Origin of the sequence: Eubacterium sp. An3 (genome assembly GCF_002159465.1) — a bacterium.
In the GTDB taxonomy this organism is placed as follows: domain Bacteria; phylum Bacillota; class Clostridia; order Lachnospirales; family Lachnospiraceae; genus Anaerobutyricum; species Anaerobutyricum stercoris.
In genome coordinates, this window is the sequence record NZ_NFIR01000009.1 from 1 (window position 1) to 22,202 (window position 22,202).

Here is a 22,202-nt window from a genome sequence, read left to right on the forward strand (position 1 = left end):
CTTCTTTTCTAGGATAGCTCTATTATACAGCAAGAGAAGCATTTCGGCTTGTATTTACTACAAAATATATGAACTTTTCAAGGTGCTATAGACAGGCTTTTGACCCCAATATCATAAAATATAAAGAATCAAGAATAGTTTTTGAAAATTGTTTTAATTACGGAAAATTAACTGGTACATCCCCTTCTGATATAATGGAGGAACCAATATATGGATCCCTTGAATATAATGAATTCATCAAATTATTTTGTATAAATTCATATTTTGACGGAAACAAAATCTATGATACCGCACAGAAAGATTTAAAAATTAATCCAATTATTTTTGAAGAAAACGAAATAACAATGCATGTGGGAGATGAGACAACCTTAAATTTTTGTTCTACTGGAGAAAATAAAATACAATGGATAACTTCTGATTCCATTGTATCTCTAGCAGATAACCGCATCACAGCAAAAAATATCGGTCACACAGCTGTCGTTGCATTTGACCAAAAAGGAAATTTTGACTATGTCCTAATAAATGTTGTTGATGACACTGTTCCACAAGAAACAAAAAAACATATTTTTTCTTCTAACACATTTATCAACAACGCCTGCGAAAAAATAATAGAATATAACTGTTCAAATTGTGGAAAAAAATATTTAAAACATGACTTTAAAAACAAACATATTTGGGATTCTGGATATATAATAAAAGCACCATCATCAACAGCTGAAGGATTAATAAGATATTGTTGTAAGAAATGTGGAATCACTCGTCAAGAAAGGATTGAAAAACTTTCTTCTTCAGGATTTAATAACATTACAACATTAATTTCAAAAGTTACTCTTTCTGGAATATCACATAAAATTGCTGCTGGACAGAGAATTAGATTAACTCCATCTATTACTCCAGCAAATGCTTCAAACCAAAAATTAATTTGGTCTTCAAGCAACAAAAAAATTGCTACCGTATCACAAAATGGACTTGTCAAAATAAAGAAAAAAACTGGAGGTAAATCTGTTATCATTACCGCAAAATCTTCTGATCACAGTGGAATAAAAGCTTCTTTTCGCATTAAATCTATGAAAGGTATTGTAAAAAAGATTATTATATCCGGTACTAAACAAAAAAAATTGAAGGCAGGAAAAAAACTCAAACTAAAAACTAAAGTAATTGCAACTAAAGGCGCCAACAAAAAATTACTCTGGCTAAGCAGTAATACAAAATATGCTACTGTATCCAAATCCGGAACAGTTAAGGCAAAAAAAGCCGGGAAAGGAAAAACAGTCAAAATTACTGCCATATCAACAGATGGTAGTAACAAACGAAAAACAATAAAAGTAAAAATTCTATAAAAATATTTTTTAACAGTTATATAAAAATATAGCTTCTTTATACTCCCATCAATTACAAAAATTTGCTTCTTCTCCAGACATTGCAGGGCGGCCCATTTCTGAGCCGCCCTGATCAAACATATTTTTTTATTTTTTACATAAAATGTACATTTTTTGTGTTTCCGCTGCGCCATGTCTGTACACAGCACGTTGTTTCTCCTTATATAGGAGAGAATTATCCACATCTGGGATATTTTGCATTTAACAATTACCTGAAATTCTTTCCGGAACCAGAATCAATCACTTATTCAAAAAATGCATTATTTTTTATCATATAGCTGTAAAATTCTTTCGCGGAGCGACATTCGCATATTCCCTGCATGATCTGGCCGTTGCCGGCGATGGAAATGATCTCATCGTATATTTTCATGAGGATCTGATCGTCGTAATCCATGTTTTTGGGCAGTCCAAGGAAAAATACCAGCTTCAGGCCGTTTTCCGCCTTATCTCTTCCCGTGACTCCCAGTGCAAAAATCAGCTTCTTGCCCTCATAGAGAATGTGCGGAAAACCGATGTTTTCGTCAAAAAGCATCGTGACCTTCGCCTCTCTCTCGAGCATGGCTTCCCGGAAGGCTTCGTCAATGATGCCTTCTTCCAGCAAACGGTCAAGCATATGATCAAGGGCCTCCCTAAAGGTGCAGTCAACCGGGAGAAGGAATAACATTTCTGGCTCCACCAGTGTAGCAATCAGGGAATTCAGACCGGCTTTCACTTTGATCTTTCCCCTTCGCAGGAACTGTACCTGCTCGATCTTCCGCGAGATCTCCATCTCGTCAAAAATCTCGGAAATGTACACCACCGGACAGTCCGGATGTATGTCCAGTCTCACCGTTGACAATACCAGATCATATCGGTTCAGAATCCGGCTGTTCACTTCATCTTTTTCGTAAAAAACGTAAGTCGTCGCGTCCGGCAGCACCTTTTTCAGCTGCATTTCCATCAGCTTGATGGTGGACATGCTGTTTCTCGTGATAATGGCCACATGATAGTTGGGATTACCCATGACTTTCTGCTCTTCCAGAAACACACTGAAATAAGAAGCCATGAATCCAAGCTCCTCATCGATCACATCGACATCCATTTTCTCCTCTATGACCTCTTTGGCTACCTCCGCCATCTTATAGGCGACGGGATATTTCTGCCGAATATCCAGAAGCATCGGATTCTTGATATAGAACCGGTATTTTAACCTGTTGAGCATAAAATTCAGATGATAGACGAATTCATCCAGCAGATCTGTGGGAGAAATATGAAAATTCATTTCATAGGCAATCCTGTCCATGATGGCGATGACCAGTTCCGCCACCTCCTCAGAAATGTCTATGAAATGACCTCCCTTTTCATTGGCTGTCATGCGCATGCCGGCGATGGGCAGAGAAAGAAAGATGATCTCTTCCCGGGAGACGGTAAAGTGCATGACCTTTTCTGTCTCTCTCGCAATCTTTTCTGCAAAACGGTAAAAATCTGTCTCCAGCAGATCCCGGTATTTCTCTTCCAGTTTTTCAAGGGGATGCCCGTTCGTAATCCGGTCTGTCATCAAAATAAAGGACCGCAGGAAATAACTCCTTGTCCCGGAGTCCAGATAATACCGGTCGCACAGCGCGTCGATGTATTGCAGCATCTCTTCCGGAAGCTGATATTCTCCGTAGATGACCTCATACATATTTTCAAGGATAAACAGACGTATGTACATTTCATCCCCACACAGAGATAACCCCTGCGTTGTCTGCCCTTTGATCGACACAGAGTAACCGTCCAGCATCGTCCGCAGTCTTTTCAGATCACCGACGACCGTCGTTCTCCCCACATTCATCTCGTAGGCCAGTTCCTCTGTGGGATACGGTTTATCTGAATGAAGGAGCCGATCCATAATGTACGCATACCTTCTCACCGGAGAGTTCATGTATTCATCGCTGGCGTAAATACGGTCCCTGCATTCTTTAAAGTATTCCGGATTCAGCTGGAATAGCCGGTATTTGCCGCCTACTCCTTCTATCACCCCGCTGCCTTCCAGCATTCCATTTAATTCTTTGATATCACTTCGAATCGTCTTTGTCGTGACATGCAGACGTTCCGACAATTCTTCCAGTGTGGCTGCTTTTTTAAATTCCAGATAAGAAAGTAAACTGGCAAGTCTGTTGTCTCCGTCAAATTGCATCTCTTAATCCCCCCGTGAAATCAAAAGGGCACTGCCTCTGCAATGCCCCATTTTATTATGATATGAGCAAACCTGTTTTTCATCATTGCCGACCCGCTCAAATGGTCTGTTTTTTTCATTACAAAATGTTTCGGCATCACCTGGATGTATACTGAATCACGGAAATCACTTCCCTAATGGCTCCCGCCTCGTCTTCTCCATCTGCGATGACTACAATCTCATCCCCCTGTTTTACGCCCAGGGCCAGTAACTGGCTGATATCCATCAGACTGGCTATCTTTCTTCCATGCTTGATAAAAATGTGACAAGACTCCCGGCGTCTGCTCACCTCATACAGTCTCGCGGCCACCTCTGCATGTATGCCCCAACGACCGTCTACTATCATCTTTTTCAGCAATGTCCTACTCCCTCATCTGCATTTTGTCCGTTCTTTTCCATCTGTCTGGTACGTGTCCGCACCGCTCTGTTTTGTATAAAGACCGACAGACAAAATTATGAAAGGATTCTGATCACACTGCCAATAGTAAGCTTCGGAACCTCTGCCTTCTCTACCACCATGGCACCCGGCAGACCGGCTTTCACATCACCGGAAAAGTTTACCGTGATATGTCCGAGGGCTTCCAGATTCTTCTGCATGACCTCTCCCACGCCGAGAATCTTATAAGATGTTCCGTCTATCTCCAGCGTCTGTCCTGCTGCAATGGTATCTGAAGCATTTTTTACGGTAATCGTATAACAAAAATCTTTCAAGGTATCCGGTGCGTTTTCACCAAACAAAATAAACATACCTTCGTCCTTGAATGCTTCCACCATGTCTCCTATGCCTTTTACTTTATTTTCATATATTACGCCCATTTTTATCCCTCCTGCTTATTTTATTACATTTGCGCCCGAAATTCCAGATTTTTTATACATTTCCTACAAAAAGATATCGGACATTGTTTTCTCTTTTCCGCAGAGTCCCTCAAAGTCAGCACAAAATGCATCGACTGCCGCTGTCACAGAATCATTCTGCAGAAAACTTTTTATGAGATCTGCACCCACGGTTACTCCTCCGACTCCATACCGGCACAGCTCTGATACCTGTCTGGCATTCTTAAAACTTGCTGCCAGCACCTCTGTTTTACAATTGTTTTTCACGAACATGTCATGGATTGTTTTTGCCGTTTCCACGCCGTCGGCGCCCAGATTATCAATCCGGTTCACATACGGCGCTGCAAAGTCCGCACCCGCTTTCGCAGCCAGAAAAGCCTGCATCGGCGTGTAGATGGCCGTCGCCGTGATCAGATACCCTTCTGCGGATAACATCCTGATTGCTTTCAGTCCCTCGGGTACGACCGGTACTTTAATGTACGTTCTCTCTCCCAGCGCTTCCCGTATGATCTGCGCTTCCGCCGCCATGGCTTCCGCCTTTCGGGAAACCACCTGCACATGAATATCTGCTTCTTGTCCGATAAAGGACCGGATCTCCCGCAGAACTTCCTGCGGGCTGCCTCCGGCTTTTGCCAGGATGGACGGGTTGGTCGTCACCCCGTCCACCGGATAATATTCATATATTTCTCTGATTTTTGTTATGTCAGCGTCGTCAATGAGAAATTTCACTTCCGTTCCTCCAATTTACCCCTGTTCCGGCTTCATATTATATGTATTATATCCTGTTTTTGCCCATTGGAAAAGCTTTTTATCCTCTGGTTTTTCCTCCTGCCACATTGTAGGTTACGCCGTGGATATAGCTTGCCTTTTCGCTGGCCAGATAACATACCAGATCTGCCACCTCTGTCAGCTTTCCGCTTCGTCCCAGCGGTGTTGTCGATGTTTTGCTGTATCCTGCTCTCAGCTCATCCACAGTGATTCCTCTTGTGTAGGCGAGGGCTGTCTCATAAGAAATGGTGCGAAGTCCTGTTGCTTCAAGAATTCCAGGCGCCACGCCCACAACCCGAATGCCAAGTTTGCCAAGCTCCTTTGCCCAGGAACGGGTCAGGGAGTTCACCGCATTTTTTGTAGCTGCATAAACGCTCTGTCCTTCGGAACCTTCCAGTCCGCTCTCAGAAGACATATTGATAAGCACGCCTTCTCCTTTTTCCACCATGATTCTGGCTGCCGCCTGTCCGCAAAAGAAGACACCTTTCAGATTAACGTTGCATACTTTATCCCACACAGCTTCATCCAGCTCAAATTCGCCGCCGGCATCCTTCGGATCCACCAGAAGTCTTGGAATATTGATACCTGCATTATTCACAAGAACATCCACAGTTCCGAACTTCTCCACTGTCTGTGTTATCATATTCTCCACATCGGCTTTGTCTGTCACATTCGTTACCACATAGAGAAAATTATCCTCCGTGGCGTCGTCCAGATGCGGGATATTTGGGCTCATATCGCAGACCACCACATTTGCCCCCTGGTGGATAAACTCCTGAGCCACTGCCTTTCCGATACCTGAAGCTCCTCCTGTTACGATCACTGTTTTATCTTCAAGATTTAACCATGTATTCATTATGATTTCCCCCTTCTGTTTTCGTTTCATTCCTATGATTTCGTCAAATAAATCATATTGTTAAAGATTATGTATTATATTTTTTTATCTATGAAAATTATCTGTGAAAATCTGTGAAGACCGGCGTCTGCCATCCGGCTGCCGCCTCCTAACTGTAAAGACCGATACTTGCTATCCATGCCACGATAACACGCGGTACGCCCACAAGGAATCTGGAGTATAATACAGACGGAACACCGACTTCCACTGTCTCAGGCTCCGCTTCTGCAAGTCCGAGACCAACCGGGATAAAGTCACAGGCACACTGTGTATTGATGGCGAATAAGGCCGGCAGTGCCAGATGCGGAGGGATATTTCCTTTTCCGATCTCCACACCGATCATTGTTCCGATTACCTGTGCGATAACCGCTCCCGGTCCGAGCAGTGCGGACAGTACAGGGATGGAACAGATAAATCCCAGAATGATCAGACCGATTCCATTTCCGGCCAGCGGAACAAGAAGATTAGCGAACCATTTTCCGAATCCGGAACCGTTGATGATACCGATGAGCATAGCAACGAATCCCATAAACGGAAGGATCGTCGTGATCATGGACTGTACGGCGTCACGTCCTGCCTGATACAGGGTATTGACAAATTTACCGGCTCCCATGCCGACTTTCTGGATGATGCTTGATTTGCTCGTCTCTCCCAAAGTCTCTGATACCTTTTTGTCTGCGCTGTATTTAAACTTTCTTTCTTCTCCTGCCGCATTCGCTTCTTCCTTCGCTTCGGAAGCCTGTGCATTTTCCGTAGCGGAAGCTGATCCGATCGGTACTGCGTCGGCGTCCGCAAGACTGATCTGATTTAATCCGACTGCGGATACATAGATATCTTCTGTGATAAATTTGGCCAAAGGGCCGCTTTTTCCTACCGGCATCACATTGATCGTCGGTATTCTCTTCTGCGGATAAATACCACAGCGGAGAGTTCCTCCACAGTCGATGATGACAAGGAATATCTCTTCATCCGGTACGGATGTCTTGAATCCGTTGACTGCCGTACATCCGGTCAATTCCACGATCTTTTCCACGATATCCGGTTCTGCACCGCCGCCGGTGATAAATACAAGTTTATCTTTTCCTTCTTCCGGTTTTACTGTCAGCGGGCCGCCAAATCCGCCGCTGCCACGTTCTATTTTTATTGCGTTATATTTTGCCATTTTTCTCTCTCCTCTTATTTCCTACAGTTTATTGCTCAGTTCAATTTTCTGCTGTTTCATCACAAGCTTTGTGGTAAAGTCAGTGGCCCAGCCCGCAATAAAGTTCATGACAAGACCAACCAGAAGATAACGAACAGCCAGCGGTGTTGTGGATAACCCCAGGGTACTGATTCCGTCCGCAATTCCCAGATAGATGAAGATCTCACCTACGTTGATATGCGGGAACAGACCGCTGTTCGTATGACAGTGATAAGATGCTGATGCGTAGTAGCTTGGTTTCATTCTCTCCGGCAGGAATTTACCCATGGACAATGCCATCGGATTACCCAGCATAAATGCGGATAAGAATGGAAGGATACCGTATGCAAGAATTACATTTCCTGAACAAACCTTTGCAAATTTATTGATTCTCTCCTGTCCGATGAGCGCGATGAGCGCATTCATAAAAATCAGAAGCAGCAATACCCGGGGAACAATGCTTGTCACCCATCCGACAAAGGTTTCTGCACCTGCGTCAAATAATCCCATGAAGCCTTCTGCCAAATTAACTATAATATCCATAGATTGTCTCCTCTCTCTTCCCCTTTAACAAGGATTGTATTTTATTATTGTGCCACCCGTTTTCCTTCCTTTCTCATAAAGAAGTTTCCGAGTCGTTCCAAAGGAGCCGGAGGTTCCGGAATCTCACCGCCCGCCATCAGTATATTGTAGTTTGACGACGCTTCCAACACCCCTTTTGTCAATGATTTTGAAAGATGCAGCGCTTTACAGTCATCCCCTGTCAGTTTTCCCACATCTTTGCCCTCAAAACCTTTCAGCACCCGGCACCTTGCCAGCACGGTGATTCCCTGCATGTACCTTCCTGCCAGAATGGTTCCTTCTTCATCGATGGCAAACATGACGATGGCTCCTGCTCTCAGCGCTCCTTTCACCTTTCCAATGGCCACGCGGCCCATTCTTCTCAATGAACCGTAATGCCTGTTAAAATCTTTCATCTGCATAAAAGTGAACAGATACTGTAACATGAATGCTGCCAAAAATAAAATCATCAGTGGTATCAGACTCATAATGCAGCTTCCTCCTTTCCCTTCTTTTCCTTTTGTCTTCGTGTTTCTTTCTGCCGCGGCCGCAGCGTTTTGTTTTGTTGTGCCTTCATTATATAAGATTCCTGTTCTTTATTTAATACATCTTTTTTCCACTTCATGGAAATCCCTGTTTTGCTCTTCTTTTATTTTTTGCCCGCCAAAAACCGGAAACTGGACTTCATACACAAGAAAAATCCCGGTCTTTTATGCATTTTTTACAGAACCCTTTCCTTTTTTAACCCTGTTATTCACATGCTGCGTTTCTCTCTGTGAAAAACGCTGACATAATTTGTATTTTCCTCAGATTCTCCCTGATGCATGGCACTTCTTACCGGAAAAGGCGGCGCTTACGCGGCACTGTATTATAGTCAGTTTGAGTAAAACGGCAAACTGGCATATAAATACCAAACGAATGTATCTTGACAGAAATCCTGTCCTCCCATATAATGGATACATAACGAATGTATGTATAAGAAAGGAGGGCAGGATATGGCCCGAAACAAATACCCGGAAGTCACTGTCGAGAAGATTCTTGACGCGGCCCAGCGCCTCTTTTTGGAAAAAGGCTATGACAATACCACCATTCAGGACATTGTCAATGAGCTGGACGGTTTATCAAAGGGCGCTGTCTATCATCATTTTAAATCAAAAGAAGAGATTATGGATGCGGTAGGCGACCGGATGTTCTCCGCCAATAATCCCTTTGAGGCCGTCCGGAACCGCTCCGACCTCAACGGTCTGCAGAAGCTGCAGGAAGCCATCCGGCTGAACCAGTCAGACAAAGCCCGCACGGATATGACCATTCAGTCCATTCCTCTTACGAGAAATCCCCGCCTTCTGGTGGAGATGATCGAATCCAACCGGCGTATCCTGACGCCCTACTATCAGGAACTTCTGGAAGAAGGAAACCGAGACGGCTCCCTTCACACAGAGTATGCCAAAGAGCTGGCAGAATTAATGCCTCTGCTCACCAGTCTGTGGCTGCTGCCATCTGTGTTTCCGGCTGACAGAGAAGGCATGAAACACAAGTTTCACTTTCTCGGCGACATGCTGGAAAAAATGGGCGTACCGCTGATGGACGATTCCATTTACGAGCTGGTAGAACAGTTCTTTGAGAAAATGCCGGACGAGTCGTAAAGACACATTCTTCTGAAGCATAAGTATTCAAGAATTGACAAAACATATGGAAGAACATACAGCAGCGCATATAGAAGACATGCGGCAGCGCATATGGCATATGCTATCACAGCAGACCACGGCGCCCGGTTAAGAGTTCCGATCACGGAACTCTATTCTTATAAATTATATACATTCGTTCAGACGGTATTAAAAATACCGTATTTTCCTTACCTATTTTACATACCATCGTCCGGTATCGAAGGTATAACCGCCGGCAGATATACCGGCCTCTGAAAGATTCAAATACGAACTGAAAGGAGTAACGTTTGGAATGAAACAAAAACTTTTTACCCGCAATTTTATCTTTTTGATCGCAGGTCAGATCAGTTCCTTGATTGGAAATAATACGCTGAAGTTTGCCCTGTCCATGTATGTGCTGGAGCGCACCGGCTCCGCTTCTGTCTTTGCAGGACTTCTGGCACTGTCCATGATTCCTACCATCCTACTATCGCCTTTCGGCGGTATTCTTGCCGACCGGGCCAACCGGCGCAATATCATGGTAGCTCTGGACACTCTCTCCGGACTGTCCGTACTCATTGCAGGCTTCGCCATGGCTTCCGGACAGGACATACCAGTCATCGGAACACTGCTTGTCGTCCTCTCTGTGCTTGGAGCCTTTGAATCGCCCACCGTGCAGGCCTGCATCCCTCAGATGCTTTCCGGGGAGAATATTATAAAAGGAAATGCCGTCGTCAATCAGGTGGCTTCCATCGCCTCCCTGATCACGCCGTTTCTTGGAAGTGTTTTTTATACCGCTCTGGGAATCCGGCCGGTATTTTATGCGGCAGTGGTCTGCTTCTTTGTCACTGCTCTTTTCGAATGTTTTATCCGTCTGGATTATAAGAAGCCTGCCCGGGCCACGGGAATCTTCACCGTGATCAGAGAGGACTTCGCTGTCAGTATACATTTTCTGCGCCGGGAACAGCCGGGCATCCTGAAACTGCTTCTTCTTGCGGCCGCAGTGAGCCTATTTGTGGCGGGAACCGCCGTGGTGGGCTTCCCATATCTGGTGCGCACCGTTCTGGAACTGTCAGCCGCCCATTATGGAGCCGCAGAAAGCGCCATGGGCGTGGCGTCCATTCTGGGAAGTCTGTGTGTTGTGGCGCTGGCAAAGAAAATGCGGCCGCGCCATCTTGTTATTGTTCTCGTTTTCTTCGGTCTTTGTCTGATACCGTGCGGCATCGCCTTTCTGCTGCCGCTTCGGACATTTACCCGTTATATCATCCTGCTGATCATGTTCTGCGCCTGCCAGCTTGGATGCAGTCTTTTCTCCACCTATGCCATCTCCATGATACAGGAACGCACGCCGGAACATTTGATGGGAAAAGTGATGTCCTATGTGTTTACCCTCTCCCTGTGCGCCCAGCCCGCCGGCCAGATCATTTACGGCGCCCTGTTTGACCGTTTCTCCGACAGCGCCTACCGGGTACTGATTCCAAGCGGCATCATCATCTGCGTCATCGGACTGGCATCCGCCGGATTCTTTGTACAATTGGAGGCAACGACGCCCGACCAGACGGACACCTTACACAGGAACATTTAACGACTCCGCCACTTCTTCCATGGCTTCCTCCATAAAGCTCTGTTTTGTCACCTCATCGATGTCCGGCAGCTCCTCGATGGAGGAAACGCCGAAGCAGCGCAGGAACTCTTCCGTTGTGCCGAACACAATCGGCTTTCCGATGGTATCCAGCCGTCCCAGCTCCTTTACAAGCTTGTACTCCACCAGCTTATTGACGGCAAAATCACATTTCACCCCGCGGATGGCTTCGATCTCCTGCTTGGTCACCGGCTGCTTGTAGGCGATGATGGAAAGAGTCTCCAGCATGACGTCCGTCAGGGAGCGCTTCTTCGGCTGGCTGACCAGCTTGCGCACATAATCGTAGGTCTCTATTTTGGTGCAGATCTGCCAGGAATCATCCAGCTCAATGAGACAGATGCCCCGGGCTTCTTCTTTATTATACTCTTCCTTCATTTCAAGAAGAAGCTCCCGGAGCGACTCCCTGTCCATCTCCAGCACGGCTGTAAGCTGCTCCAGAGGTACGGCCCTGCCCATGGTAAATAGAATTGCTTCAATAATTCCTTTTATTTTCTTCTTATCTTCCAAAATATTTACATCCTTCCTGTCTGTTTTCTGCCGTCACGCGTCGGCCGCATCCATGTAAATCTCTCCAAAGTTGCTCTCCTGGCTGACAGTGACCTGTCCCACCTTCATGAGCTCCAGCACCGCAAGAAATGTAACGATGACCATTTCCTTGGTGGGCTGGATATCAAGGAGGGTGCGGAAATTAATGCGGCGAAGTCCCTGAATCTGCCGGCGGATGTCCCGCATCCGGTCCTCCACCTTATACTTCTCCTTCTCGATCTTGCCGAACCGGCTACGCACCGGGTCTTCCCGGTCTTTTTTCCTCCGCATGACCATCTGGAAGACCTGATTGAGCTTTTCGAGAGTCACATCGCCCACGATCTCCGACGGGCGGATGGGCTCCTCGTACTCCCTGATCTCCTTCGGAATAGTCTCCGGCTTATAAAACACCTTTTCTGCGTCCACGCTCATATCTTTAAGCTCACCGGCCGCATACCGGCACATTTTATATTCCACCAGACGCTGTACCAGCTCCTCTCTCGGGTCCTCTTCCTCTTCCTTTTCTTCCTTGGGAAGAAGCATCCGGGACTTGATCTTTAACAGGGTCGCCGCCATGACCAGAAACTCGCTCATGGATTCCATGGAAGTGCTCCGCTCCATCTCCTGTATGTATTCCATATACTGATTGGTGATCTCCACAATAGGAATATCATAAATATTTACTTTATTTTTTTCAATGAGATGCAAAAGAAGGTCCAGCGGACCTTCAAATGCCTCAAGCTTTACATCTATTTTCATTCTGTGCCTGCAATCCTTTTGTCAAATCCGTATTTCGCAGATGCGTAAGTCTGCGCGGCTCTTCCTTTGGCTCCGGCAGAAATTCCACCCGGTACACGATGGCAGCCAGGGCCGGAATCACAATGCTGAACTTCCGCTTCCACCATTTATAGCCTTTGATCTGCGCCGGAATGTCCTCTTTTGAGCCGTCAAAATAACCGCCGTATTCCTTCCGTTCGCCGGAAAGCACCTCATGCAGCACTGCATTTCTGTCGTAACCGAACTCAAAATTATTATACTGCTCGTCGCTCATATTCAAAACAACGATAAAATTCTGTCCTGCCGACATTCTCTCATAAACATATACCCGCTCCTCGGCGGCGTCCGCCTCCAGCCAGCGGAAGCAGGCGGAATTATATTCTCCGTCATGAAATGCCGGTTCTGTGAGATAGAGATGCTGCAGATCCTTCATAAACCGTTGAAAATCACTGTGTTTCGGATACTCCAGCAATGACCAGTCGCACTCTCTCTTCTCATCCCACTCCCGGAACTGACCAATCTCATTGCCCATGAAATTCAGCTTCTTGCCCGGACGGGTAAACATATAAGTATAGAGAGTCTTTGCCTGCTGGAACTTAAAATCATAATCGCCCCACATTTTCTGCAGGATAGTCGCCTTCCCGTGAACCACTTCGTCGTGAGATAGCGGCAACAGATAATGTTCATTATAAAAATACATCATGGAAAATGTAAAGGTATGATACCGGTATTTTCTGTCATGGGGATGAATCTTGAAATACTCCAGCGTATCATTCATCCAGCCCATATCCCACTTGTAATCAAATCCCAGACCGTCGTACTCCACCGGCGCGGTCACCTTAGGATAATTGGTGGAATCTTCCGCAATGAGCATAGCCGTCGGATGCCTCCGCTGCAGGCCTTGATTCATACACCGGATAAACTCAATGGCGCCTTCATTGACACCTTTCGCCGCGTTGCCCGACCAGAAAATAGCGTTACTGATGGCGTCCATCCGCAGTCCGTCAAAATGGAACCGGGTCAGCCAGAAGTCCGCCGCCGACTGCAGAAGACTGCGCACCTCGCCCCGGAAATAGTTAAAATTACAGGTACCCCACTCGCTCCGTCCCGTGTCATCCGCCGGATGTTCGTAAAGGGGCGTCCCGTCAAAATAGCTCAGCGCATAGTCATTGACTACAAAATGCACCGGCACAAAGTCCATGATCACGCCGATACCCGCCTGATGGAAAATGTCCACCATCTCCATCAGATCTTCCGCCGTCCCGTACCGGGAAGTCGGACAGAAAAAGCCGCTCACCTGATATCCCCAGGAGCCGTCAAACGGATGCTCCGAGAGCGGCAGAAACTCCACATGAGTATACCCCATTTCCTTCACATAGTCCACTAAAAGTTTCGCCAGTTCCTGGTAGCTGTACCAGTCTTCTTCTCCTTCGCCCTTCCGTCTCCAGGAGCCCGCATGCACCTCATAAATATTCAGCGGCTGGTTATAATTCTTCGTCCTCTTCCGCATCCACTCCCGGTCATGGAAAGTATAGGTATCAATATCCCGGATGATCGCCGCCGTGTTAGGCCGAAGCTCAGAACCGAAACCGTAGGGGTCAAAGCGGTCCACGACCCTTCCGTCCTTCTGATAAATCCGGAACTTATACATCATGCCAGGGCGCGCCTTCTCATTGACCGCCTCAAAAATGCCCGACTGCCCCTCCTGGTGCATCTCATCCCCACTGCCGTCCCACTCGTTGAACTCTCCGATGAGTTCAATCCTCTCTGCGCCCGGCGCATACACCCGGAACAGAACTCCCGTATCTGTCGGATGTGCGCCAAAATATTCATAGGCGTCAAAAGCTCTTCCCGTATAAAATTCATGCAGTATCATACGACTTCATCTCCTTTTTCTCTATTTCTCCGCTTCCGGCCTGTATCGTGCCGAGGGCCTGCGCTTCGCATGCTTTATAACCTCGCATGGCCTGTGTCTCCGGTCACAGTTACAAAACTATCTATACAGATTTTAAACATTTTCCAATGGAATGGCAACAAAGAAATGCATATTTTTAGACAAATCCCATAAACTGTACTAAATTCTATCTGGAGTCTTCTATGAAATATCCTTCGGTCCGAAAAAACATTTTTCGCATGTTATCTTTCTTCTGCACCTTTTTTCTTCTTTTCTTATCGGCGGTTCCGGCCGCTGCCGCCAGCGACGTTCTGGCGGAAACACCTGCGGCCGTCACCACATCTTCAGAAGACGACGGCTCCGCCGACGAAACTACTGCCACCGGCACAGAAAGTTCCTCTTCCGACGACAGTTCTGCCGTCACCGATACCGGCTTTCACGTGGAAGCGCCCTGTGCCATCGTCATGGAAGCATCCACCGGCACCGTTCTCTACGAACAGGACGCCGACCTGCAAAAGCCGCCGGCCAGCGTCACCAAGGTCATGACCCTTCTCCTGATCTTCGAAGCCCTCGACGCCGGGCAGATCAGTCTCACCGACTCCGTCACCACCAGCGAGCACGCCGCCTCCATGGGAGGCTCCCAGGTCTTTCTGGAAGCCGGCGAAGCCCAGACAGTGGAGACCCTGATTAAATGTATCGCGGTGGCATCAGGGAATGATGCGTGTGTGGCCATGGCTGAGTATATCGCCGGCAGCGAGGACGCCTTTGTGGCCAAAATGAACGAGCGGGCCGCTGCCCTCGGCATGAAGAACACACATTTCGTGAACTGCTGCGGTCTGGATGCAGACGGCCATTACACTTCCGCCCGCGACATCGCCATCATGTCCCGGGAGCTTACTGTCAATCATCCGGAAATCTTTGACTATACCACCATCTGGATGGAAAACATCACCCATGTCACCACCCGCGGTTCTTCCGAATTCGGTCTCACCAACACCAACAAGCTGATTCGTCAGTACGAAGGCGCCACCGGCTTAAAAACCGGCAGCACATCAAAAGCAGGATTCTGCTTAAGCGCCACCGCCACCCGGAACGACATTTCCTTAATCGCGGTGGTCATGGGCTGCGAGAGCTCCAAGGCCAGAGTTGCCGCTTCCGCCTCCCTGCTTGATTACGGCTTCTCCGTCTGCCGGATCTTCACCGACGACAATCCACCGGCACTCTCCGCTGTTCCCGTCCGCGGCGGCACCGCGCAGCAGATCACCTGCCGCTACGAAAAAAACTTCTCCTACGTCGCCACCTCTGACCTGGACGAAAGTAAAATCGAGAAAAAACTCGTCATGGACGACGCTGTCACCGCCCCGGTCAAAGAAGGGCAGCACATCGGAAGCCTCGACTATTATTACGACGGCACCAAACTTGGCAGCGTCTCCATCCTATCCGAAGAAAATGTACCGGAAGCACATTACATGGACTATCTGCAGCGGCTGATGCTGGCGCTGTGAAGCGGCAGTACATTTACATAAAGAAAGGCTGTCGCATCAATTGCTATGCTCCCTTCCAGCTAGACCAGTGAAATAATATTAACTTGTCACTTAGGAGGAAGCATAGCATTATTTAATGCAACAGCCCCTTGTGCATATAATCCTTTATTCTATTGTAATCTTACTAAAATCAATTTTGAAACAGAATATTGTTTTGCCATTACAAGAACTTCATCTCTTCCTACGTCGCTGCTCTGCCATATTTTCCAAATTTAACAAAAATATCGTATTTCATTAAATTGTTCCACCCATTTCTCAATAATAACGGAACTATTTGCTTCAATAAAACGTAACATCTTTTTTAGAATTTTCTGCGGAATGTGAGACTTATTATTGCACAACAATGCCTTTCCTGAACTGGTAATCCATATTTTAGTTGCATTTGCTGTGGCACGTCCTTCTGCGATGTGCACATGTATTGGCTCAAGAGGTTCATTTTCATTTGACCAGAAATAAATAGTATATGAACCAATTTTAAACAGCTGAGGCATTCAGAATACCTCCTTCTTGCGAAAATTCCATTATCAGATGTGCATTATCCCGAATTAGTTGTTTAAAATATGTCATTTCTGCTTCTGAGTATCCATGATTTTCCCATGTATAGTCAGGAAGCCAACAGATAGCATGGTGAAAACCTCCTGTTTCGTCTGGGGTTTCAATATAAACTTTAACCCGCCCGTCCGCTTTCATCTCAGAATGTGTAATCTCTGTATCATCATTTAAAGTCATGTAAGGATACATCATAAATACCACGCCCCCTTTTAATCTCTCTTTATACTCATTTTTTCATTTTTCCTGCACTGTATCTAATTCCGGTGGAATATTTTCTAATATATCCTCTGGCTGACGGTTCCAATCAGAAAATATATTTTTTTCTACCACCTCTATATGCTTCGCGTGTGTGTCCAAAACGAATAAGCGGGCCGCTTCTCTCGGAATAGAGAACACGCATTTCGTAAACTGCTGCGGTCTGGATGGAGAACAACCGCCCCGGTCAATGCAACAGCCCCTTGTGCATATAATCCTTTATTCTATTGTAATCTTACTAAAATCAATTTTGAAACCATCATAAATGCTGCATATTCTGTTTTGCTAATGCCATTTACTCACCCCTCTACAACAACACCTTACTCCCATTTGTCAAATAACTTCTTGCTGTTACTGATCTTCTTCATCTTAACAAATTTGCCCCCGGTGTCGAGGGTGGAGCGGTTCAGGTCAGCGGTGTAGGTCTGTTTGATTTTCAGCTTGACATATCCGCCGGAAAACTTGAGCTTTCCGGTTCCGCTGTTGCCCCAGGTATCTTTCCACTGGAAAGACGCCTTATTGTTTTTGAGCTTCGCCTTGATCACGTTGGAATTGTAGATAGGCGAACCGTTGACACCTGCCCTGCTGATCTGGAAACGAACTTTTCCGTTTTTGATCCGGTTAATGACTACGCCATAGGCCGGTTCTGACCATACCGGAAAGCTGACCTGCGTTTTATACTTTTTCTGATATTGTCCGGTTTTTGACGCCGCCAGCACGGACCCTGCCGGTATCACCGCAGCCAGAAGAAGCAGTACCATCACGGCGATTCCTGTTTTTTTCCACATTTTACTCATACACTTCATAGAAATTCCCTCCCGTTTTTGTTTTTGATTATAACAACATTCGGGAGGGAAGACAATACCTGGCACTAACTGTGTTTTACGCTCTTGCACACTTAGATTTCCAGCTCATAGACGCCTTCTGCGGCGATTCCTTCTTTTTCCATCATGGCAAGAACCGGAGTCTTCTCTGATGGAACCACTGCCCAGGCCAGACCGCAGCCTGCGGTGATTGCTGTGGGAACCGGAATAAGCCGTCCCGGCAGTTCTTCTTTTTTACAGCACTGCTCCATGTGTATTGCCGCCGTGGTGGTGGCAAATGTGATGACTGTTTTTCGTTCTTTTTTTCTCATATGGCCGACTCTTTATCTGTACTTTTTATTTTCTCCTGCTCCAGACGCAGATGCAGCACCGCCTCCAGTACGCCGCCCGCCACGCAGCGGGCTTTGTCGGAAATGTGATGGCAGTTGTCTTTTTCTGTGATTCTCGGGTCGATGTCTGCAATCTTCAGACCCTTCTGCACTGCATAGCCTTCCCGGATCATGCCCCGGACAATGCCGGATATGGTCGCTTTCACAGGCGTCTCATCAATCCATGCGATAACGTCTCCCTGCGCTGTTTCCTCGCCGATCTGTTTCTCTATATGAAGAGTCCCTGATGCCGGGGCGTGAATGACTCTTTCTTTCCCGTAACCGCCAATGACTCCGGGCACACCGGTGTTTGGCGCGGCAGCTCCGTCATAGATCACTCTGCCAAGATTATGTCCCCGCTTGGTCTCCACCACGGCGTGAACGTCTTTTCCAGCAGTAAATCCCGGGCCGACGCCGATGACCACCGGAGCGTCGGTGATACGAGTACCCAGATTGCATTTTGCCAGAATGGCATCGATGACAACAGCCGGAGACGCTTTCTGAATCATAACGGCCTCCGGGTCCACCATCACCGGGACTTTTCCCCGGCAGCAGCACTGATATGCTTCCTCGAGAGAACCCACGCGCTTTGCATGTACGCCTTCCACCTCCACGTCATCGTCAAACACCGCCTCACAGAAGCTGATGGTCCGGCGGATACAGCTTGGATTGCCTATTTCCAGCACCAGCAGAGGAAAGCCGCACTGAAACAATTTATAAATCGTGCCCGTGGCAATGTCGCCGCCTCCTCTGACGATGCAGAGTTCCTTCTTCCATTGTTCAAATTCCACTTTTGTTCCGTCCTTTTTATTTTTTTATTCCTGTTTTATCCCTGTCTGTTCCCGCAGTGAGCTTCTCTGCGTTCTGCCGCATCGGCCTCCGACATTTTTCCCCGCTTACGGGCAGATGATCGTGTCGGCCTCCGACATTTTCTCCGCAATGGTGTACATGTTGGTCACTGTGCCCACCGCCAGCTTGTCGGAGAGTCCGTAATAATTCAGGCAGGTGCCGCAGGTCATGATCTCCACGCCCTGGGCCTCCAAAGTTTTCAGATCTTCCAGAGAATCAGAACCCTCGCAGGACAACGACGCGCCGCCATTGTAGAGAAGGATGGTCTCCGGAAGATTGTCAAGTTCTGTCAGGGCATAAATGAACCCTTTCATCAGGACTGCGCCCAGTTCGTCGTTTCCTTCACCCATTTTGCCGGAACGCAGCACGACTATTTTTTTCTTCTTGCGGCTGTCCGGCAGACAGGCGGTCTGTCCGGCATCTTCTCCCGCCGTCTCACCGGCGGTCCCGGCAGCACCCTCACTCTCATGGGCAGCACCCTCACGAGCGGCATTCATCGCTGCATCCTGATCTGCCGCTGCGCTCTTGTTTCCTTCCGGCACGGTGATCATCACCTTATATTCATCGTCTGATATTTTCTCAGACTGACACTGGTATCCCTTCTGTTTCGCCATTTTCGTGAGATTCTGCACAGCGATCTCATTGTCCACCAGAACCTCCACCTGGCCTGCCCCATTCATTTCCCTGATGGCATTTTTGGTCTTGATGACCGGGATCGGGCAGGCATCTCCCATTGCATTTACTTTTATCATAATATCACGTTCCTTATCTTTTTATTAATTTATTGATTGAGAATATAGATTTCCTTCTCCTGCTTGTCAGTAACCTCGCCGACCATGCCGCAGGGCAGAGACAGCGTCTGCAGCTCGGCAAGAAGCGCTTCGGCGTCTTCAGGAGCCACGCTGATCAGCAATCCTCCGGAGGTCTGCGGGTCCAGAAGAATCTCTTCCATGGCAAAGTCCACGCCGCCGAAATCCACGCGGGATTCCACATAATTCCGGTTGCGCTGTCCCGCTGCCGTCAGAAGAAATTCATCGGCGCAGCGGCGGGCGTCCGCAATATACGGCACCTGAGAAGACATGATCCGGCAGGAATATTCTCCGTGCATCATCTCATGGAGATGTCCGAGAAATCCAAATCCCGTCACATCAGTACAACCATGCACCGTATATTTTGCCGCAATCTCAGCCGCATATTTATTGAGAGTGGTCATGGAGTTGACGGCCTCGTCCATCGCTTCTTTCGTTGTCTCCCCCACCCGGTTAGCGGTGGCAATGATGCCGACGCCCAGAGGCTTTGTGAGAATCAGCTTGTCCCCGGCGCAGCAGCCGTCGTTGGGGAGAATGCGATCCGGATGCACCACTCCGGTCACTGAAAGACCGTATTTCACACTGTCGTCCGCGATGGAATGGCCTCCCGCCAGCGTTCCTCCCGCTTCATTTACTTTCTCCTGGCCGCCCCGCATAATCTCTCCCAGAATATTCAGATCCATTTTTTCCGGAAAGCAGACAATATTCAACGCAGTGATCACCCTGCCTCCCATGGCATATATGTCGCTCAGGGCATTGGCCGCCGCCACCTTTCCAAATGTGTACGGGTCCTCCACCATGGGTGGAAAGAAATCAAGGGTCTGCACAATTGCTGTATCTTCGCTGATTTTATAGACGGCGGCGTCATCATGACTGTCGAATCCAATTAGCAGATTCTCGTCCTTCTTTCCCTTCGGCAGCCGCTCCAGCACTCTCTCCAGGATACCCGGACCAAGCTTTGCCGTACATCCGCCGCCTTTGCAGAACTGTATTTTTTCACTCACGTTTTCTTCACCTCTTTTTCCCCTATTTTTATCTACTGTAACAAATCTCTTCCTGCTTTGCAACGATTTCCTCGTACTCATTACAGATACTGATACATTTCTTCTTTTTATTTTCTTTTTTTATAAATATTTTCTTTTTTCCTTTTTTCTATTAAAATCAAATAAGATTATATTTCAATTTTTCAGAAAGGATCAGACATGACATTATCTATCACCCATCAAATGCATCTACAAAACAGCCGGATCATCACTTTCGTGGGCGCAGGTGGGAAAACCACTCTGATGTACGCTCTCGGCAAAGAAATGGCGCAAACTAAAAAAACCCTCGTGACCACCACCACACACATTATGGAACCTCGGGATCTCACCGGCGCTTCTCTGGTCACAAAAGAAAGCCGGGAGCAGATTCTCTCCGCCTTTGGCACTTCCAGTCTCGTGGCGCTGGGGCGTCCGGTTTCGGCTGCAGTCCCGGCAAAATGGTCCTCGTTTTCTCGCGCTTTTCTGGACAGCATCCGGGATATTCCAGAGCGGATTCTCTGCGAAGGCGACGGTTCCCGGCGGCTTCCGGTGAAGATTCCCCGCGCAGGCGAGCCGGTACTCTTTCCCGGCACAGACACCGTCATCGGCGTCATCGGGCTGTCCTGTCTCGGGCATCCCGCCAAAAACTGTCTCTTTGGATGGAATTCGGATACAGAACTGACATCCGGCGATACCTCTTTTTTGTCGGGTATCACAATTCCTTCCCTTCAGGAGATTCTTCAACAAAACGGCGGCCTCCTCACGCCGGAGGCACTGACTTCCATTGCTCTTTCCCGGCATGGTCTGCGAAAATATGTCACCACACAGGAGTATCATGTCGTGTTCAATCAGGCTGACTGCCTTTCCAAAGATCAGCTGGAAGATATACGCGCGGCGGCACAAAAAATAAGAGACAACGGGGCGTACTGCCACATTGTCTCTCTGAAAAAAAGAATGTTCTATTGAATAATCTCTCAATGGAAATTCCGCCTTCAACGCATCATTCGTTTTCTTCCACGTCTGTCACCGGAGCATCCTCGGCAAGAAATTCGATAACGCCGGCGTCCAGTCTTTTGATTCTCGCCTGAGAGTATACGCGATGGCCGGCTTCTTCCAGACGCTTTCTGCCTCTCTGGAAGGACTTCTCAATGAGAATTCCGATGCCCGCCAGGGTTGCGCCGGACTCTGTGATAATACGGCTGGCTCCCATGGCCGCTTCGCCGTTTGCCAGAAAATCATCAATGAGCAGAATCCTGTCTTCCGGCTGAATATAATCGGCAAAGAGAGTCAGCTCATAACTGGTGCCCTTTGTGAAGGAAGTGATCCGGGTCTGATATACATTTCCATTTAAAATCTTGGAGGTCTGCTTTTTTAAAATGACCATAGGTACATTCAAATGTTTTGCTGTCATTAATGCAGGCGCAATGCCGGAGCTCTCAATGGTAAATACTTTTGTAATTCCTGCGTCCTTAAAATGCTCTGCAAAATCCCTGCCCAGGGCGTCCATAAATTCAGAATCCACCTGATGATTGATAAAGCTGTCTACTTTCAGTACAGTTTCACTTAATGCCTGTCCTTCCTTTTTGATTCTATCTTCCAGTAATTTCACGCTCTTCACCTCATATGTATTTTTGTTTTCTATATTATAATCTTTCTTTCGTCATTGCAAGAGTTGTCTGGCAAA

24 protein-coding genes are annotated in these 22,202 nt (G+C 47.3%); 5 read left to right on the forward strand and 19 right to left on the reverse strand.

Going from position 1 to position 22,202, the window contains the following annotated elements:
* The first annotated feature begins 68 nt into the window (after positions 1-68).
* The gene (locus B5F87_RS09210) at positions 69-1,340 is read left to right on the forward strand and encodes an Ig-like domain-containing protein (protein ID WP_087280148.1); all 1,272 of its coding nucleotides are present in this window, start codon (positions 69-71) and stop codon (positions 1,338-1,340) included.
* Positions 1,341-1,623: 283 nt separating this feature from the next.
* On the opposite strand, the gene B5F87_RS09220 is transcribed toward B5F87_RS09210, so the two are convergent.
* The 8 genes from B5F87_RS09220 to B5F87_RS09255 all read right to left on the reverse strand — a co-directional run bounded on the left by B5F87_RS09220 (position 1,624) and on the right by B5F87_RS09255 (position 8,302).
* Complete coding sequence (locus B5F87_RS09220) at positions 1,624-3,537, reverse strand: PRD domain-containing protein (RefSeq protein ID WP_087280154.1); 1,914 nt, start codon at positions 3,535-3,537, stop codon at positions 1,624-1,626.
* A 136-nt stretch (positions 3,538-3,673) separates the two neighbouring features.
* The gene (locus B5F87_RS09225) at positions 3,674-3,934 is read right to left on the reverse strand and encodes an HPr family phosphocarrier protein (RefSeq protein WP_087280157.1); all 261 of its coding nucleotides are present in this window, start codon (positions 3,932-3,934) and stop codon (positions 3,674-3,676) included.
* Positions 3,935-4,029: 95 nt separating this feature from the next.
* Positions 4,030-4,392 (reverse strand): PTS glucitol/sorbitol transporter subunit IIA, encoded by a 363-nt coding sequence (locus B5F87_RS09230; protein ID WP_087280160.1) that lies wholly within the window; start codon positions 4,390-4,392, stop codon positions 4,030-4,032.
* Between the two features lie 63 nt (positions 4,393-4,455).
* Positions 4,456-5,139 carry a transaldolase family protein gene (locus B5F87_RS09235; RefSeq protein ID WP_087280163.1) on the reverse strand — a complete coding sequence of 228 codons (684 nt, stop codon included), beginning with the start codon at positions 5,137-5,139 and terminating at the stop codon, positions 4,456-4,458.
* Between the two features lie 79 nt (positions 5,140-5,218).
* Positions 5,219-6,037 carry an SDR family oxidoreductase gene (locus B5F87_RS09240; protein WP_087280470.1) on the reverse strand — a complete coding sequence of 273 codons (819 nt, stop codon included), beginning with the start codon at positions 6,035-6,037 and terminating at the stop codon, positions 5,219-5,221.
* Between the two features lie 145 nt (positions 6,038-6,182).
* Complete coding sequence (locus tag B5F87_RS09245; RefSeq protein WP_087280166.1) at positions 6,183-7,235, reverse strand: glucitol/sorbitol-specific PTS transporter subunit IIBC; 1,053 nt, start codon at positions 7,233-7,235, stop codon at positions 6,183-6,185.
* A gap of 21 nt (positions 7,236-7,256) precedes the next feature.
* Positions 7,257-7,796, reverse strand: a complete 540-nt coding sequence (srlA, locus tag B5F87_RS09250; protein WP_087280169.1) for a glucitol/sorbitol-specific PTS transporter subunit IIC — start codon at positions 7,794-7,796, stop codon at positions 7,257-7,259.
* 44 nt (positions 7,797-7,840) lie between these two features.
* Positions 7,841-8,302, reverse strand: a complete 462-nt coding sequence (locus B5F87_RS09255; protein ID WP_087280171.1) for a transcriptional regulator GutM — start codon at positions 8,300-8,302, stop codon at positions 7,841-7,843.
* Positions 8,303-8,809: 507 nt separating this feature from the next.
* Between B5F87_RS09255 and B5F87_RS09260 the strand changes: the two genes are divergently transcribed.
* Positions 8,810-9,457 carry a TetR/AcrR family transcriptional regulator gene (locus B5F87_RS09260; RefSeq protein WP_087280174.1) on the forward strand — a complete coding sequence of 216 codons (648 nt, stop codon included), beginning with the start codon at positions 8,810-8,812 and terminating at the stop codon, positions 9,455-9,457.
* Between the two features lie 313 nt (positions 9,458-9,770).
* Entirely contained in the window at positions 9,771-11,042 is a 1,272-nt protein-coding gene (locus tag B5F87_RS09265; protein ID WP_087280176.1) for an MFS transporter, read from the forward strand.
* Here the strand turns inward: B5F87_RS09265 and scpB are convergent.
* From scpB to glgB, 3 genes are read right to left on the reverse strand one after another with little or no spacing between them, the layout of a single operon-like run.
* Positions 11,025-11,606, reverse strand: coding sequence for an SMC-Scp complex subunit ScpB (gene scpB / locus B5F87_RS09270; RefSeq protein WP_087280178.1), 582 nt, complete (start codon positions 11,604-11,606; stop codon positions 11,025-11,027). The genes B5F87_RS09265 and scpB overlap by 18 nt on opposite strands.
* A gap of 33 nt (positions 11,607-11,639) precedes the next feature.
* Positions 11,640-12,383, reverse strand: a complete 744-nt coding sequence (locus B5F87_RS09275) for a segregation/condensation protein A (protein ID WP_087280181.1) — start codon at positions 12,381-12,383, stop codon at positions 11,640-11,642.
* Positions 12,361-14,277: a 1,4-alpha-glucan branching protein GlgB gene (gene glgB, locus B5F87_RS09280; RefSeq protein WP_087280184.1), complete on the reverse strand. Its 1,917-nt coding sequence runs from the start codon at positions 14,275-14,277 to the stop codon at positions 12,361-12,363. The genes B5F87_RS09275 and glgB overlap by 23 nt, the downstream gene beginning before the upstream one ends.
* Positions 14,278-14,498: 221 nt before the next feature.
* Here glgB and B5F87_RS09285 point away from each other — a divergent pair, with 221 nt between their 5' ends.
* Entirely contained in the window at positions 14,499-15,800 is a 1,302-nt protein-coding gene (locus B5F87_RS09285; protein WP_242964362.1) for a D-alanyl-D-alanine carboxypeptidase family protein, read from the forward strand.
* 251 nt (positions 15,801-16,051) lie between these two features.
* Here the strand turns inward: B5F87_RS09285 and B5F87_RS09290 are convergent, their stop codons facing one another.
* The 7 genes from B5F87_RS09290 to selD all read right to left on the reverse strand — a co-directional run bounded on the left by B5F87_RS09290 (position 16,052) and on the right by selD (position 20,500).
* A complete protein-coding gene (locus tag B5F87_RS09290) occupies positions 16,052-16,330 on the reverse strand; it encodes a DUF4160 domain-containing protein (RefSeq protein WP_087280187.1) in 279 nt (92 codons plus the stop codon).
* Positions 16,314-16,583 carry a hypothetical protein gene (locus B5F87_RS09295; protein WP_087280190.1) on the reverse strand — a complete coding sequence of 90 codons (270 nt, stop codon included), beginning with the start codon at positions 16,581-16,583 and terminating at the stop codon, positions 16,314-16,316. Before B5F87_RS09295 ends, B5F87_RS09290 begins: the two co-directional genes overlap by 17 nt.
* A gap of 383 nt (positions 16,584-16,966) precedes the next feature.
* Positions 16,967-17,452: a hypothetical protein gene (locus B5F87_RS09300; RefSeq protein WP_087280193.1), complete on the reverse strand. Its 486-nt coding sequence runs from the start codon at positions 17,450-17,452 to the stop codon at positions 16,967-16,969.
* Between the two features lie 92 nt (positions 17,453-17,544).
* Positions 17,545-17,781, reverse strand: coding sequence for a DUF3343 domain-containing protein (locus B5F87_RS09305; RefSeq protein WP_087280196.1), 237 nt, complete (start codon positions 17,779-17,781; stop codon positions 17,545-17,547).
* The gene (yqeB, locus tag B5F87_RS09310) at positions 17,778-18,629 is read right to left on the reverse strand and encodes a selenium-dependent molybdenum cofactor biosynthesis protein YqeB (RefSeq protein ID WP_087280198.1); all 852 of its coding nucleotides are present in this window, start codon (positions 18,627-18,629) and stop codon (positions 17,778-17,780) included. The genes B5F87_RS09305 and yqeB overlap by 4 nt, the downstream gene beginning before the upstream one ends.
* A gap of 105 nt (positions 18,630-18,734) precedes the next feature.
* Positions 18,735-19,439 (reverse strand): sulfurtransferase-like selenium metabolism protein YedF, encoded by a 705-nt coding sequence (gene yedF / locus B5F87_RS09315; RefSeq protein ID WP_087280201.1) that lies wholly within the window; start codon positions 19,437-19,439, stop codon positions 18,735-18,737.
* Positions 19,440-19,468: 29 nt separating this feature from the next.
* Positions 19,469-20,500, reverse strand: coding sequence for a selenide, water dikinase SelD (selD, locus tag B5F87_RS09320; RefSeq protein ID WP_242964363.1), 1,032 nt, complete (start codon positions 20,498-20,500; stop codon positions 19,469-19,471).
* Between the two features lie 198 nt (positions 20,501-20,698).
* Here selD and yqeC point away from each other — a divergent pair, with 198 nt between their 5' ends.
* Complete coding sequence (gene yqeC / locus B5F87_RS09325; protein WP_087280206.1) at positions 20,699-21,484, forward strand: selenium cofactor biosynthesis protein YqeC; 786 nt, start codon at positions 20,699-20,701, stop codon at positions 21,482-21,484.
* A gap of 34 nt (positions 21,485-21,518) precedes the next feature.
* Here the strand turns inward: yqeC and B5F87_RS09330 are convergent, their stop codons facing one another.
* A complete protein-coding gene (locus B5F87_RS09330; RefSeq protein WP_087280210.1) occupies positions 21,519-22,127 on the reverse strand; it encodes a xanthine phosphoribosyltransferase in 609 nt (202 codons plus the stop codon).
* Positions 22,128-22,202: the final 75 nt, after the last annotated feature.

Excerpts from the sequence above, each read along its gene's own strand:
- B5F87_RS09290 (WP_087280187.1), bottom strand. The coding sequence starts at position 16,330 with ATGCCTCAGCTGTTTAAAATTGGTTCATATACTATTTATTTCTGGTCA.
- yedF (WP_087280201.1), bottom strand. The coding sequence starts at position 19,439 with ATGATAAAAGTAAATGCAATGGGAGATGCCTGCCCGATCCCGGTCATC.
- B5F87_RS09275 (WP_087280181.1), bottom strand. The coding sequence starts at position 12,383 with ATGAAAATAGATGTAAAGCTTGAGGCATTTGAAGGTCCGCTGGACCTT.
- srlA (WP_087280169.1), bottom strand. The coding sequence starts at position 7,796 with ATGGATATTATAGTTAATTTGGCAGAAGGCTTCATGGGATTATTTGAC.
- B5F87_RS09210 (WP_087280148.1), top strand. The coding sequence starts at position 69 with ATGAACTTTTCAAGGTGCTATAGACAGGCTTTTGACCCCAATATCATA.
- B5F87_RS09230 (WP_087280160.1), bottom strand. The coding sequence starts at position 4,392 with ATGGGCGTAATATATGAAAATAAAGTAAAAGGCATAGGAGACATGGTG.
- yqeC (WP_087280206.1), top strand. The coding sequence starts at position 20,699 with ATGACATTATCTATCACCCATCAAATGCATCTACAAAACAGCCGGATC.
- B5F87_RS09260 (WP_087280174.1), top strand. The coding sequence starts at position 8,810 with ATGGCCCGAAACAAATACCCGGAAGTCACTGTCGAGAAGATTCTTGAC.
- B5F87_RS09285 (WP_242964362.1), top strand. The coding sequence starts at position 14,499 with ATGAAATATCCTTCGGTCCGAAAAAACATTTTTCGCATGTTATCTTTC.
- B5F87_RS09255 (WP_087280171.1), bottom strand. The coding sequence starts at position 8,302 with ATGAGTCTGATACCACTGATGATTTTATTTTTGGCAGCATTCATGTTA.
- B5F87_RS09245 (WP_087280166.1), bottom strand. The coding sequence starts at position 7,235 with ATGGCAAAATATAACGCAATAAAAATAGAACGTGGCAGCGGCGGATTT.
- B5F87_RS09265 (WP_087280176.1), top strand. The coding sequence starts at position 9,771 with ATGAAACAAAAACTTTTTACCCGCAATTTTATCTTTTTGATCGCAGGT.
- glgB (WP_087280184.1), bottom strand. The coding sequence starts at position 14,277 with ATGATACTGCATGAATTTTATACGGGAAGAGCTTTTGACGCCTATGAA.
- B5F87_RS09300 (WP_087280193.1), bottom strand. The coding sequence starts at position 17,452 with ATGAAGTGTATGAGTAAAATGTGGAAAAAAACAGGAATCGCCGTGATG.
- B5F87_RS09305 (WP_087280196.1), bottom strand. The coding sequence starts at position 17,781 with ATGAGAAAAAAAGAACGAAAAACAGTCATCACATTTGCCACCACCACG.
- B5F87_RS09295 (WP_087280190.1), bottom strand. The coding sequence starts at position 16,583 with ATGATGTATCCTTACATGACTTTAAATGATGATACAGAGATTACACAT.
- B5F87_RS09220 (WP_087280154.1), bottom strand. The coding sequence starts at position 3,537 with ATGCAATTTGACGGAGACAACAGACTTGCCAGTTTACTTTCTTATCTG.